Annotated in this window: 11 protein-coding genes and 1 pseudogene; 8 read left to right on the top strand and 4 right to left on the bottom strand. The window is 63.2% G+C overall.

Going from position 1 to position 14018, the window contains the following annotated elements; genetic code table 11:
* Nucleotides 1–24 precede the first annotated feature (24 nt).
* Entirely contained in the window at nucleotides 25–1869 is a 1845-nt protein-coding gene (locus tag AB5I39_RS00895; protein ID WP_404370009.1) for a M2 family metallopeptidase, read from the top strand.
* Entirely contained in the window at nucleotides 1863–2591 is a 729-nt protein-coding gene (locus AB5I39_RS00890; protein ID WP_404370008.1) for an SIMPL domain-containing protein, read from the top strand. The genes AB5I39_RS00895 and AB5I39_RS00890 overlap by 7 nt, the downstream gene beginning before the upstream one ends.
* A 3-nt stretch (nucleotides 2592–2594) precedes the next feature.
* Here the strand turns inward: AB5I39_RS00890 and AB5I39_RS00885 are convergent, their stop codons facing one another.
* The 4 genes and pseudogenes from AB5I39_RS00885 to AB5I39_RS00870 form a co-directional block, all read right to left on the bottom strand.
* Nucleotides 2595–2915 (bottom strand): hypothetical protein, encoded by a 321-nt coding sequence (locus tag AB5I39_RS00885; RefSeq protein ID WP_404370006.1) that lies wholly within the window; start codon nucleotides 2913–2915, stop codon nucleotides 2595–2597.
* Between the two features lie 73 nt (nucleotides 2916–2988).
* A pseudogene (locus tag AB5I39_RS00880) lies at nucleotides 2989–4427 on the bottom strand (AMP nucleosidase).
* Nucleotides 4428–4501: 74 nt separating this feature from the next.
* Nucleotides 4502–4771 (bottom strand): hypothetical protein, encoded by a 270-nt coding sequence (locus AB5I39_RS00875; protein WP_404370004.1) that lies wholly within the window; start codon nucleotides 4769–4771, stop codon nucleotides 4502–4504.
* A gap of 89 nt (nucleotides 4772–4860) precedes the next feature.
* The gene (locus AB5I39_RS00870; RefSeq protein ID WP_404370003.1) at nucleotides 4861–5340 is read right to left on the bottom strand and encodes a peroxiredoxin; all 480 of its coding nucleotides are present in this window, start codon (nucleotides 5338–5340) and stop codon (nucleotides 4861–4863) included.
* Between the two features lie 110 nt (nucleotides 5341–5450).
* Here AB5I39_RS00870 and AB5I39_RS00865 point away from each other — a divergent pair, with 110 nt between their 5' ends.
* From AB5I39_RS00865 to AB5I39_RS00840, 6 genes are all read left to right on the top strand, one after another.
* Nucleotides 5451–6023, top strand: coding sequence for a YqgE/AlgH family protein (locus AB5I39_RS00865; protein WP_404373943.1), 573 nt, complete (start codon nucleotides 5451–5453; stop codon nucleotides 6021–6023).
* A gap of 96 nt (nucleotides 6024–6119) precedes the next feature.
* Complete coding sequence (gene ahcY, locus AB5I39_RS00860; protein ID WP_404370001.1) at nucleotides 6120–7538, top strand: adenosylhomocysteinase; 1419 nt, start codon at nucleotides 6120–6122, stop codon at nucleotides 7536–7538.
* Between the two features lie 221 nt (nucleotides 7539–7759).
* Entirely contained in the window at nucleotides 7760–10918 is a 3159-nt protein-coding gene (locus AB5I39_RS00855; RefSeq protein WP_404369999.1) for a TonB-dependent receptor domain-containing protein, read from the top strand.
* A gap of 127 nt (nucleotides 10919–11045) precedes the next feature.
* On the top strand, nucleotides 11046–13409 hold the full coding sequence (locus tag AB5I39_RS00850) for a PAS-domain containing protein (RefSeq protein ID WP_404369998.1): 2364 nt from the start codon (nucleotides 11046–11048) through the stop codon (nucleotides 13407–13409).
* 52 nt (nucleotides 13410–13461) lie between these two features.
* A complete protein-coding gene (locus AB5I39_RS00845; RefSeq protein WP_404369996.1) occupies nucleotides 13462–13719 on the top strand; it encodes a type II toxin-antitoxin system CcdA family antitoxin in 258 nt (85 codons plus the stop codon).
* Nucleotides 13676–14017: a CcdB family protein gene (locus AB5I39_RS00840; protein ID WP_404369994.1), complete on the top strand. Its 342-nt coding sequence runs from the start codon at nucleotides 13676–13678 to the stop codon at nucleotides 14015–14017. The genes AB5I39_RS00845 and AB5I39_RS00840 overlap by 44 nt, the downstream gene beginning before the upstream one ends.
* The last annotated feature ends 1 nt before the right edge of the window (nucleotide 14018 follow it).

Below are 14018 nucleotides of genomic sequence, written 5' to 3'. Positions count from 1 at the left end.
CATCTTTGCCCCATGAGGACTCGCATGATCCGCACCGGAATTTCGTCGCTCGCCCTGATCCTGTCGCTCGCGGCCGTACCCGCCTTTGCTGACGAGGCGGCGCCCGCCGCTGCCGTAGCCGCCACCGCTGCGCCGACCGCCGCCGAGGCCGATGCCTTCGTCGCGCGTGCGGAAAGGGAATTGGCCGATTTCTCTACCCCGGCGCAGCAGGCGGCGTGGATCAACGCGACGTACATCACCGACGACACCGACGCGATCGCCGCGAAATTCGGCGCGGAGGGGACCGAGATGCAGGTCCGCCTCGCGCTCGAAGCCGCGAAATACGCGAGCACGCCCGGCCTGTCGTTCGACACCAAGCGCAAGATCGACATCCTGCGCAGCGGCCTGACGCTGCCCGCGCCAACCACGCCGGGTGCCGCGACCGAACTGTCTACGATCGTCACGCGCATGTCCTCGGGCTACGGCAAGGGCCGCGGTATGCTCGACGGCAAGCCGATCAACGGCAGCGACATCGAAGCCGCGATGGGCACCACGCGTGACCCCGCCAAGACCAAGGAGATGTGGGTCAGCTGGCATGACAATGTCGGCGCACCGATGCGCAGCGATTACGCGCGCCAGGTCGAGATCGCCAATAAGGGCGCGCAGGAGCTTGGCTATGCCGATGTCGGTGCGCTGTGGCGCTCGGGCTATGACATGAAGCCCGACGAATTCGCCGCGCTGACCGACAAGCTCTGGAAACAGGTCGAGCCGCTGTACGTCGCGCTGCACACCTATGTCCGCTGGAACCTAAACGAGAAATATGGCGACGCGGTGCAGCCCAAGACCGGCCCGATCCGCGCCGATCTGCTCGGCAATATGTGGGCGCAGGAATGGGGCAATATTTACGACGTCGTCGCGCCCAAGGGAGCGGGCGATGTCGGTTACGACACGGGCGATCTGCTGAAGGAAAAGGGCTACGACCCGATCAAGATGTTCCGCACCGGCGAGGGCTTCTATTCGTCGCTCGGGTTCAAGCCGTTGCCCGACACGTTCTGGGCGCGCTCGCAGATCGTGAAGCCCGCCGATCGCGAAGTGATTTGCCATGCATCGGCCTGGGACGTCGACAGCAAGGACGATCTGCGCATCAAGATGTGCACCAAGGTGAATGGCGACGATTTCGTGACGATCCACCACGAGATGGGCCACAATTACTACCAGCGCGCCTACAATACGCAGCCGTTCCTCTACCAGAATGGCGCAAACGACGGCTTTCACGAAGCGATCGGCGATTTTGTCGCTTTGTCGATCACCCCCGATTATCTGGTAAAAATCGGTCTGCTCGACCAGGCCAAGGTGCCGACCCCGGACAAGGACATCGGGTTGCTGCTCAAGCAAGCGATGGACAAGGTCGCGTTCCTGCCGTTCGGACTGCTGATCGACAAATGGCGCTGGGGCGTGTTTTCGGGCCAGATCCCGGCGAGCGGCTATGAGAAGGGCTGGAACGACCTGCGCCTGAAATATCAGGGTCTGGTTCCGCCAGTGCCGCGTGACGAGACGAAGTTCGATCCGGGCGCGAAGTATCACGTGCCCGCCGCCGTGCCCTACACGCGCTATTTCCTAGCGCGCCTGCTGCAGTTCCAATTCTATCAGGCGGCGTGCAAGCAATCTGGCTGGAAGGGGCCGCTGCACCGCTGCTCCTTCTACGGCAACAAGGCGGTCGGCGAGAAACTGAACGCGATGCTGGCAATGGGGCAATCGAAGCCGTGGCCCGACGCACTGCAGACCTTCACCGGCACCCGCGAAATCTCGGGTCAGGCGATGGTCGACTATTTCGCGCCGCTGAAGGCGTGGCTCGACAAGCAGAACAAGGGGAAGCCGAGCGGATGGTGAGGTATTCGATCGCGTTGCTGCTGTGCGCCACCGCGAGTGGTGCCAGCGCACAACAGGCCGCCGGCCTGCAGACGGCCCCATTGTCGGCCAGCGAGACGCTGTTGCAGGTCTCTGCGCATGGGACGATCAAGGCGGTACCGGATCAGGCGACGCTATCCACCAATGTGGTAAGCGACGGCAATACGGCCGAGCAAGCGCGCGTCCGCAATGCCGAGGTTGCGCAACGGCTGATCTCCGCCGCCCGCGCGGCGGGTGTGCCGGAGACCGCGATGCGGACGGAGGCGCTTCGCGTCGGGCCGCGTTTCAAGCCCGACAAGGATGGCGATGCTACGGACGTCATCATCGGATACCGCGCCGAGACTCGGTTGAGCATCAAGCTGCGCGACATGGCGATGGTCGGGCGCGTTTACGATGCTCTGGCGGGTGCGGGAGCGAGCGGGATTGACGGACCCCGCTTCGATTTTGCCGACGACGCGCCGCTCAAGTCCCGCGCGCGTGCTGCGGCGGTGCAGTCTGCGCGGGCGCAGGCAGAGGACTATGCAAAGCCGTTCGGACTGCATGTTTCACGCGTTTTGCGAATTAGCGAGCGAACGAGCTTCGCCGAGAACGGACAGGATATCGTGGTGACCGCGTCGCGGGCGAACGCCGCCACGCCGCCCGTCCTGCCGGGGGAGCAGGACGTGACGGCGGATGTTTGGATCGACTTTGTGCTGACGCGATAAGGGCTACGCCGGGATCGTGCCCTCATCCGCGATGCGTGCTTCGAATGAGGCACTGGAATCGCTGCCGTCTGCCTGATGCGCGTGCTCGCCGCCGCCGAGTAGCGTGTCTTCCATGTCGCTGATCACGCTCGATCCGCGCAGCGCGAACAGGGCGGCGGTCGCCACCGCGCCGACCGCCGCGACGCCGCCGACGATTGCCGCCGTGCCCCAATGGCCGCTGTTCGACTTGAACGTGCCGTCCTTGGCACGCGGCGGGGTCGAGGATTTGCCCTTGCCGTTGGTGCGGGCGGCGGCCTTGCGGTCGGTGCTCTTGGTGCTAGCCATCACGAAATGCTCCTGAATTGATTGAGCTTTCGTAACGCGCGAAGCCGCCAGAATGTCCGCCGATCGCCGGACCTTAGCGGAACGGCGGTTCGTTGAAGGCGCGCAGTTTGCGGCTGTGGAGCTTCTTGCCTTCGCGGCGCAGTTCCTCGCACGCCTCGATGCCGATCCGCATATGCTCGCTGATCGCGCGTTCGTAGAAGCGGTTGGCTTGGCCCGGCAGCTTCAATTCGCCGTGGAGCGGCTTGTCCGAAACGCACAGCAACGTGCCGTAGGGGACGCGGAAGCGATAGCCCTGCGCCGCGATCGTCGCGGATTCCATATCGATACCGACCGCGCGGCTGAGCGAGAAACGCAGAGCGCTGCGCGAATATTGCAGCTCCCAATTACGGTCATCGGTGGTGACGATCGTTCCGGTGCGCAGGCGGCGTTTGAGTTCGTCGCCAGATTGGCCCGAAATCGTCTCGGCCGCGCGGGCGAGCGCGAGTTGCACCTCCGCGATGGCGGGTACCGGAATTTCCGGTGGCAACACATCGTCCAGGATATGGTCGTCGCGCAGGTAAGCGTGGGCGAGCACATAGTCGCCGATCCGCTGGCTGGGGCGCAGCCCACCGCAATGCCCGATCATCAGCCACGCCTTGGGCGGAGCACGGCGAGATGGTCGCAGATCGTCTTGGCATTGGACGGGCCGACGCCGATGTTGACCAGCGTGATGCCGGTGCCGTCCTCGGCGATCAGGTGATAGGCCGGCATCTGATGCCGCCGCCATGCGCTGGTGTCGGCGAGCGCTGCTTCGACATCGTCGCCAGCGCGCAGCAGCACCCCACCGGCGCCGGATACGGCGGTATAGCGCGAACCCTCGCCGAGCTGGCTGAACGCCCAGCGAACGAATTCATCGACATAGCGGTGGTAATTAGTGAACAGCACATAACGTTGCACATGCTCGGGCGGGGTGCCGGTGTAGTGGCGCAGGCGCGCGAGCGAGAAATCGGTGCGCAGGCCATCGAACAAGGCGAGCGGGCGGCTGCCCGTCGTTACCGCGTAGAGGCCATCGGCAATTTCGTCACCGATGTGCGCCAGTTCGGTCGCCGGAAAATGCCTTGCCAAATCGACCGCAGAAATCTCGTCGAGGCTCAGTGCGTGGCCGGGATCGATCACGTACGGGAAGGGGATTTCCTGGCGGCCGGGGACTGCCTCAACCGTAACATCATAATCCTCGATCAGCAGGGTGAGCTGCTCGGTCAGATATTCGGCGAAGATCGCGGGCTTGGTCACGCTGATCGCATAATCCCCCTCGCTGACCAGCCGTCCGAAGGAGCGCATCGGCGCCGGGCGATCATTGCCGCCGCGATAGTGCAGGCGGATCTCGGGATAGGCAAAGCTGCCGTCGCGACGCGACTCGGGCGGGGGCGGGGTGCCGTTGGTGATGTAGGTGGTGAGCGCGCTTTGCAGGCGCTCGACCGAGGCGCGATAGAGCCGATCGAGTTCGGCGACGATGTCGGATGCTTGCGTCATCCTTAGCGGCTAATGCCGGATCGTTACGCGCGCAAGACTGTCTGGGCGCGCCCGGATGGCGCGCCCAGTAATCGTCAGGACTTTTTGGTGCCCTTGGCCGTCTCTTCATCCTTGGCGAGCAGCTTGCTCGCGCCGAAAGCGGCTCCGGCGACGGCGGCGGCAGCACCGGCCGCGATCCCGGCGGCGGCGAGCGGGTTTGCCTTTACCGCATCGACGGTCGCGGTGATCGCTTCGGTCACGGCATCCTGTGCCTGTGCGAACAGAGTCTGTTCGCCTGTCGCCTTCTTCACTTCCTTGGTCGCTTCGTTGGCGAGATCCTTGGCGGCATCGACTGCATCGGTCATGATCGGCTCCTTTTCAAAATGGGCGTAACGGATTGGCAACGAAGCGCGGGCAGGGACGTTCCCGCACCCGCGCCTCGCTTCATCGTGCCTCAGATTTCACTCAGCAGATGTTCGGCCGAGGAAACTTCGAACGCGCCGGGTGCCTCGACGTTGAGCTTCTCGACCACGCCGTCGTTGACGAGCATCGAGTAACGCTGGCTGCGCTCGCCCATGCCGAACTTCGATCCGTCGAAGGTCAGGCCAACCGCGCGGGCGAATTCGGCGTTACCGTCGGCCAGCATCGTGATGTCGCCCGCGTCGCTCGCCTTGCCCCACGCGCCCATGACGAACGCATCGTTGACCGAGGTAAATGCGATTTCGTCAACGCCCTTGGCTTTCAGCGCCTCGGCATTGTCGACGAAGCCGGGCAGGTGCCGCGCCGAGCAGGTCGGGGTGAACGCACCGGGGACTGCGACCAGCGCGACCTTGCGGCCCTTGAAGAACTCGTCCGAGCTGACCTGGTCGGGGCCATTCGGCGTGGCCTTGGTCAGGGTGACGGAGGGAATGCGGTCGCCGACGCTGATCGTCATGGGGGAATCTCCTTTGGCCGAATGAAATGTTTGGCGTGCGGTACGTCGTGCAGACGCCCGAGAATTTCAAGCGTGGCGGTGTGCCGTCGGGGCGCTTATGGGTCGATCCGATGGACAGCGCACGTTACCTCACCGGCCAATTTCTGCTGGCGATGCCCGGCATCGGCGATCCGCGCTTCGACCACGCGGTGATCGCGATGTGCGCACATGATGCCGAGGGGGCGTTGGGGATAGGGATCGGCACCGTGATCGAGGGGCTGGGGCTGCACGACGTGCTGCGCCAGCTCGAGATCGACCCCGGCGTCGCGCCCGATGCGCCGGTCCATTTCGGCGGCCCGGTTGAGCCGCGCCGCGGCTTCGTGCTGCACGGCCTCGATTGGGGTGGGCAGGATACGGTCCAAGTGGCCGGGCAGGATGGCCCGCTATGGGCGCTGTCGAGCACGATCGACGTGCTGCGCGCGATTGCCGCCGGTACAGGCCCCCGGGAGTGGCTGGTTGCGCTGGGCTATGCCGGCTGGGGCCCGGGGCAGCTCGACGGCGAGATGACGCGGCACGGCTGGTTCAATACCGCGGGTGACGCGGCGCTGCTGTATCAGAGCGACATCGCAGACCGCTGGTCCGCCGCCTTCGCCCGCGCCGGGATAGACCCGCGCCTGCTGGCGAGCGAGGCGGGTCGGGCGTGATCGCCGATCCCGCAAACATATAAAGACATCTTTATATTTGATCTGGAGCGCAATGCAGGGTAGGGCGCGCGCATCAATCATACCGGAGATACCCGCGTGGCCACCGTTCTCGACCGCAAGACCGACTATGTCGTTGCCGACATTTCCCTCGCCGATTTCGGTCGCAAGGAAATCAACATCGCCGAGACCGAGATGCCGGGCCTGATGGCGCTGCGCGAGGAATTCGGCGCGTCGCAGCCGCTGAAAGGCGCGCGCATCACCGGCTCGCTGCACATGACGATTCAGACGGCCGTGCTGATCGAGACGCTGACCGCGCTTGGCGCGCAGGTTCGCTGGGCGACGTGCAACATCTTCTCGACGCAGGACCATGCCGCCGCCGCGATCGCCGCTACGGGTGTTCCGGTGTTCGCGGTGAAGGGCGAAAGCCTGGCCGATTATTGGGACTATGTCGGCGACATCTTCAACTGGGGTGCGGACACCGACGGCACGACCGCCAACATCATCCTCGACGATGGCGGCGACGCGACGATGTTCGCATTGTGGGGTGCAAAGCTCGAGGCAGGCCACACGTTCGGCGAGCCCGAGAATGACGAGGAAGTCGAATTCCAGCGTGCGCTGAAGGCGTTCGTCGCCAAGTATCCGGGCTACCTGACCGAAACGGTCAAGAACCTGAAGGGCGTGTCGGAAGAGACCACCACCGGCGTTCACCGCCTGTACGAGATCGCGAAGAAGGGTGAACTGCCGTTCCCGGCGATCAACGTCAACGACTCGGTGACCAAGTCGAAGTTCGACAACCTCTATGGCTGCAAGGAATTGCTGGTCGATGCGATCCGTCGCGCGACCGACGTCATGCTGGCCGGCAAGGTCGCCTGCGTCGCTGGCTTCGGTGACGTGGGCAAGGGTTCGGCCCAGTCGCTCCGCAATGGCGGCGCGCGCGTGATGGTGACCGAAATCGATCCGATCTGCGCGCTGCAGGCGGCGATGGAGGGCTTCGAAGTCGTGACGATGGAAGAGGCGGTGCAGCGCGCCGACATCTTCTGCACCGCGACCGGCAATGCCGACGTCATCACCGCTGAGCACATGGCGGCGATGAAGCCGATGTCGATCGTCTGCAACATCGGTCACTTCGACTCGGAAATTCAGATTTCGGCGCTGTCGAACTATGAGTGGAACGAGGTGAAGCCGGGTACCGACCTGGTGAAGTTCCCGGACGGCAAGCAGATCATCGTGCTCGCCAAGGGGCGCCTGGTGAACCTCGGCTGCGCAACGGGTCACCCGTCGTTCGTGATGTCGGCCAGCTTCACCAACCAGACGCTCGCGCAGATCGAGCTTTGGACCAAGGGCGAGAATTACAAGAACGAAGTCTACGTCCTGCCGAAGCACCTCGACGAGAAGGTCGCGGCGCTGCACCTCGAAAAGCTCGGCGTGAAGCTGTCGAAGCTGACCCCGAAGCAGGCCGGGTACATCGGCGTGCCGACGGAAGGCCCGTTCAAGCCGGATCATTATCGGTATTGAGGTCTGCGGGGCCTCCAAGGCCCTGTACATCACAAGCGCAGAAATGCCGCATCGGACCAATTAGGTCCGGTGCGGCATTTTTGTTGCGATGCCGCAACACGCCAGAAACAATCGGTTGTGGCCTCTTGCGTTTGCAGGGTGGATTTTGTTCCTGTCTTTCAGAGCTATGGGGCGCAAAATCAAAAGGGGTAAGTATGTCTGTTTCTAGAACCCGTTCGCGAGTGGTGCTGGCGTTGTCCGCGTCGGCCGCGTCGCTTTCAATCGCAAGCGCCGCTTTCGCGCAGACCGCGCCGGCACCGACTACCCCGCCTGCCGCCGCATCGGAGCCGTCTGAGGACAACGAGATCGTCGTTACTGGATCGCGCATCGCGCGCAATGGGACGGACTCGGTCGCGCCAGTATTGGTGCTTGACGGTAAGGCCATCGAATTGCGCGGTTTCTCGACCCTTGGGCAAGCACTTAGCGAGCAACCGGCATTCGGTATCGCCGATAGCTCACCCGTTGGCGGCCAGTCGAGCTTTGGGCCCGGCCAGTCTTTCGTCAATTTCTTCGGTCTCGGCTCGCAGCGGACGCTCACCATCGTGAACGGCCGCCGTTTCGTCGGGTCGAACACTTCCACGATTTTCGGCCCGACCGGGTCCGGTGGATCGCAGGTCGATCTGAACTTGATCCCGACGAAGTTGATCGATCGCGTCGAGACCGTCGCCGTGGGTGGTGCGCCGATTTATGGGTCGGATGCGATCGCCGGGACGATCAACGTCATCCTCAAGAAGGATTACAAGGGCCTCGACCTCGACGCGCAGTACGGGATTTCGGATCGTGGCGACGCGCCGGATTACCGTTTCCGCATTCTGGCCGGCACCAATTTCGCTGATGGTCGAGGGAACATCACATTTGCGGGCGAATATAACGAGTCGACCGGGCTTCTTGCCACGGATCGGGAACTCACCGGTCTGGGGCGCTATTACGATCCTCGCACCACGGCTGGCTATCCGTACACGCGCGAGCTTTACACCAACCGGACGCTTCCCGGGATCAGCGAGAGCGGTATTCCGCTCGTCGGCCGCATTGGTTCCGACTTTCTCGGGCTGAACGCAATCTTGGCTCCCCGTTATCAGACGGCTTATGGTAATGCGTATCTGCCGCTGTTGCCTTTGTACGGTTTCAACGCGGTGCCTGCCGGCACGCCGTTCAACCTCGGCGTTACGGGAGGCATTTCGCCAACCTCGGCGCTCCGTTTCGACAATTTTGGGAACTTGATCCCAACGGACTTCGGCAAGTCCACCAGCGTGACCAATTCGTCGGGCGGCAACGGTTACAGCCTTGTCAATCTGTCTAACTTGCTGACCAACACGAAGCGTTACAGCGGCATCCTCGAAGGTAATTATCAGATCACGGATGGGATCCACGCTTTCTTCGAGGCATGGTATACCCACAGCGAAGGCACGAATCTGCGCGATCAGCCAGAGTATAATAGCGGCTTGTTCGGGTCGCCCGGCGATTTGTCGAGCGCGGGCGCGTATCAGATCAGCCTCAACAACCCTTTCCTGTCGGCGGCTGCACGCGCCTCGATCCAGCAGAGCATTCTTACCAATCCCTTGAGTGATCAAAATCAAGGCTATGTAGCGGCGCAGAACTATTTCTACTTGGATCGCGCCAACACCGATCTCGTGACCGGTCGGGTAAAGGGCAAGGTTGACACTTACCGCGCAGTAGTCGGCCTTGACGGCACCTTTAGTGTGTTTGCCGACAAGCCTTGGAAGTGGGAAGTGTCGGCCAATTACGGGCGCTCGGAGACTTCTTCGGTCCAACCGGTGCTGAACACCCAGAACCTCGCGAATGCGGTCGACGCGGTCGGCAGCAGCGCGGCGACGGCAACGTGTCGCGCGGGCGTGGTGAGTTCCAACGCGCCCACGATCAGCAACGTGTGTGCACCGCTGAACCTGTTTGGCAGCGGCGTCGCAAGTCAGGCCGCGCGTGATTATGTCACGATGCTGGCCACGCCGAAATCGCGCAACGAGCAGTACGACTTCGTCGCTTCGCTCTCAGGTGAGTTGTTCAAGCTTCCGGGTGGCAAGCTCTCGTTTGCGGCCGGGTACGAGCATCGTGACGAACACTCGCGTTTCGATCCGAGTGCCGCATTTGCCGGGTATTTTGACACGGCGACACAGACTCAGGTTGGCTATGGTCAGTCGGTTCCAATCGCTGGAATCAATGCGGGCTATAACACCGACGAAGTCTTCGGCGAGCTCGAAGGCGACCTAATCGGGCCGGACAACAATATCCCGCTTATTCGTACTCTCAATTTCCAGTTGGCTGGTCGTTATGTGAACAACTCGTTCAATGGCGACGCGTTTACCTGGACGGCGGGCGGCAGGTGGCAGCCGGTGAAGGATTTTACCTTCCGGGGTAATTTCACCCATTCGATTCGTTCGCCATCGATCACCGAGTTCGCCAACCCCGCGCAGAGCTTCTTCGACTTTGCGGACGATCCGTGCGATCCCACGCTGATCACTCAAGGGCCAAATCCGAGCGTGCGCGCGCGTAACTGTCAGGCGGCGTTCTCAGCACTTGGGGTAAATCTGGCTACCTATACGTCGCTGTCTGCCGACCGGTCTTTCCGTCAGGCAACGGCAGGAGATTCGACTCTACGCAACGAGACGGCGGATTCGGTCAGTATCGGGGGTATTTTCCAGCCGACGTTCATTCCGCGTCTCACCATCAGTGCGGATTACATCGATATTCGCGTCAAAGGCGTGATCACCAGCTTCGGTGCCAACGACACTCTGAATGCGTGTTATGACTCGGCGAGTTATCCGAGCAATGTTTACTGTGGGCGTATCCGCCGTGACGCCTCGGGTCAGCTTTCCTATATCGTTCAAGGGTATTTGAACGCCGATCAGCTACGGTATCGTGGTATTGTCGGTCAGGGCCAGTACAACGTTCCGACTCCCTTCCTGGGCGCGACGAGCACGCTCAGCCTCGGCGTCAGCTATCAGCACTTGTTCGAGCTTTCGAGCACGTCTGGCGGTACTAAGACACGGACCGAAGGCACTGCTGGCTATTCGAAAGATAAGGGCGTCGTAACGCTCTCGTACACTAACGGTGGTGCTCAGTTCTTCGCTCAGGCGTCGTATCTCGGGCCGGCTAAAGTCGATAATTATTATGCCGCAGATTATCAGATCAATCACTACAACGCGGTGGTCTTCACCAACCTTGGCGTGACATATGAGTTGCCCAACTCGTCCTTCGCCATTCGCCTGAACGTAGACAACGTCTTCGATCAGGCGCCGCCGTTCCCATCGACTGGCGCTTCGGATGTTTACTTCCGTGGTGCCATGGGACGTTACTATCGTGTCGGCGTGACCACGCACTTCTAACGATTGACGATAGCTTCGAGGGGATCGGTGAAAGCCGGTCCCCTTTTTTTGTTCAAACAGAAGTTATTGGGCCGCCAGCCGCCCCGAGGGGCTTGGCATCTGGGAGCGTCGCGCTACCGTCGAGGGTATGGCACCGCAACAGTCCACCGTAGTCCTAGTCGGCGTTGTGTTCGCCTTGCTTTTGGCCGTCGCGATCTGGATACTCTACACTGGCCTTCGCGCCCGCCGCCAGGCGGCCGAGACTTTTGACACCAACGCTCGGCTGGAGGCGATGCTCGCTTCTGCTCCCGCGCTCGCGCTGATCGTGCGGGCCGATGGGCGGCTGGAGTGTCCGCCGCGCCTGGCGGACTGGTTCGGGTTGAGCGCCACGCCGCGCTATCTCGACGATCTCCTGCCCAAGAGTGGTGCGAGTGGCGGAGGGCTGTCGCCCGACGACGCGGCGGCGCTTTCCGCCGATATCGCTGCCGCGCAGAAATCGGGGCGTTCCTTTTCCCGGGCGGTGCGGGCGCAGGGGTCGGCGCGGGCGCTGATGTTACGCGGGAGCCGTGCTGCGCGCGACGTGCAGGCACCCGGCGGCGTGATCATCTGGGTGTTTGATGCCACCGAGAGCGAGGCCGAGATCGCGCGGCTCGATGCGGCGGTGGCGGATGCCACGACGCATTATGAGGAGCTGAGCGGGGTCATTCAGGCGGCGCCGATGCCGATGTGGTATCGCGGTCCCGATTTGCGCTTGGCGATGGTCAATTCGCATTATGTCGCCGCGGTCGAGGGGGCGTCGGAGCAGGACGTGATCGCGCGCGGGCTGGAGCTGGTCGAGGGATCGGGTGTCGGCGGCCCGCTGGCCAGTGCAATCCTGGCGCGCGATGCCAAGGCGGTGCAATCGCAAGCGATGCCGGCGACGATCCGCGGCGAGCGGCGGATGCTGCGGGTGTACGATGCGCCGCTTTCGACCGGCGGGGTCGCGGGGTTCGCGATCGATATCGAGGATCTGGAGCAGGCGCGCGCGCGGCTGAAGCGGTTCGACGATGCCCAGCGCGCGATGCTCGACCGGCTTTCGGCTGGGGTGGTGCAGTTCGCCGCAGACCGCAGCCTGGTCTTCTGCAACCAGCCGTTCCGCCGCCTGTTCGCGATGAAGGCCGAATGGCTGGCCGATCGGCCCGAGTTCGACCGGGTGCTGGAGCGGATGCGCGAGACGCAGCGCCTTCCCGAAGTGCGCGATTTTCCGGGCTGGAAATCCGAGCGGCGCGACTGGTTCCTGGCCGCGGGGGGCGGGCAGGAAGAGGAATGGCACCTGCCCGGCGGCGTGCATCTGCGCGTAGTCGCGCAGCCATTGCCCGACGGCGGATTGCTGCTGATCTTCGAGGATCGCACCGAGCAGGTGCAACTCGCCAGCGCGCGCGACACGTTGCTGCGCGTGCGAACGGCGACGTTCGAGAATCTGTTCGAGGCACTGGGTGTCTTCGCGGCGGACGGGCGTTTGCAATTGTGGAACAACAAGTTCCGCACGATGTGGGGTTTCGACGAGGCGTTCCTGGTGACGCACCCGCGCGTCGATGCGCTGGCCGAGGTCGCGGCGCGGCAGCTCAGCAACCCGGCGCGTGCCGCGCTGATCGGTGATCTGGTCCGCGCGGCGACGGTCGAGCGGCAGCAGCGCGGGGGGCGCGTTGCCTTCAAGGACGGGCGGCATTTCGAGTTCGCCGCCGTGCCGCTGCCCGACGGGAATGGCCTGTTCACGATGCTCGACATTTCCGACAGCCGCCGGATCGAGACCGCGTTGCGCGACCGCAACGAGGCGCTGGAGGCGGCGGACCGGATCAAGACCGCCTTCGTCGCCACGATGAGCTACGAACTGCGCACTCCGCTGACCTCGATCAGCGGGTTCGCCGAGATGCTGAACGAGGGCTATGCCGGCAAGTTGAGCAAGGCGGCGAGCGGCTATGTCGAGGCGATCCTGGAGTCGGTCGAGCGGCTGGGGATGCTGGTTGATGAAGTGCTCGATCTCACCCAGGCCGAGGGCAAGGCGCCCGCTCTGGAGATGTTGGAGGTAGAGCTCGACGGGGTGGCACGCGCCGCCGCCGATGCGGTCGCGCCGCTCGCGAAAAAGCGCAAGCTCGATTTCGCCGTCGAAATTCAGCCGTCGACCGGCGATACAAAGGGTGATGCCAAGCGTCTGCAACAAGTCGTCGAGCATATGCTGCGCCATGCCGTGGCGAGCGCGTCGGAAGGCGGGCGCGTCTTGCTTCACACCGACGGCACGGCGGCGGCGGCACGGATCATCGTGTCGGATGACGGGGCGGGGATGAGTGCGCAGGCCGTCGCCCGTGCCTTCGATCGCTTCGGCCAGCCCGGCATCACGCGCAATGGCGAGCGCGGACTAGGGCTGGGGCTGCCGCTCGCCAAGCAATTCGTCGAGGCGCATGGCGGGACGATCGAGCTGGTGTCCGAGCGCGGGCAGGGGACGTTGATAACGGTGATCCTTCCGCGGCGGTAGGTTGTTCGCACGCGCCGATGCGCATAGGATATGCGCATAGATTGGAGCGATGATGGCGACTCGATTGTCCAGAGGCGACCAGGCCCCGCCGGTTCGGCGCCCAACCAACGTGTCGCTCGACACCAAATTGGTAGAAACGGCCAAGGCCTACGGTATCAACGTGTCGCGCGCCTGCGAGGAAGGGTTAGCCAAACAGGTCTCCGACGAACGCAGCCGCCGCTGGCAGGAAGAGAATAAGGAGGCAATCGAGGCGTATAACGCCTGGATTGAGGAAAACGGTATTCCGCTGGCCGAGTACCGCATGTTCTGATGGCCCAGTTCGATGTCTACGCGCGGCGCGGGGGGCGGGCTTCCTGCTGGACTGTCAGGCAAATTTGCTGGCCAGCCTCATTACGCGCTTCGTGGTTCCGCTTTTGCCACGCGGAGGCGTCCCGTCGGTGGTAGCAACCTTAAACCCGATTTTTGTCGTTGAAGGAGAGAGCGTCGTTCTCATGCCACAGAACGCGGCGACGGTGATGGCGCGTGATCTCGGGCTTCCGGTCACGTCCTTCGAAGAGCATCGCTACACGATTTCCAATGCGCTCGACATGCTGATTTCGGGATACTGAC

This window comes from Sphingomonas sp. MMS24-J45 (assembly GCF_044881195.1).
Taxonomy (GTDB): domain Bacteria; phylum Pseudomonadota; class Alphaproteobacteria; order Sphingomonadales; family Sphingomonadaceae; genus Sphingomonas.
The sequence above is the reverse complement of the archived record's forward strand: the minus strand, read 5'-3'. Positions and strand labels throughout refer to the sequence as shown.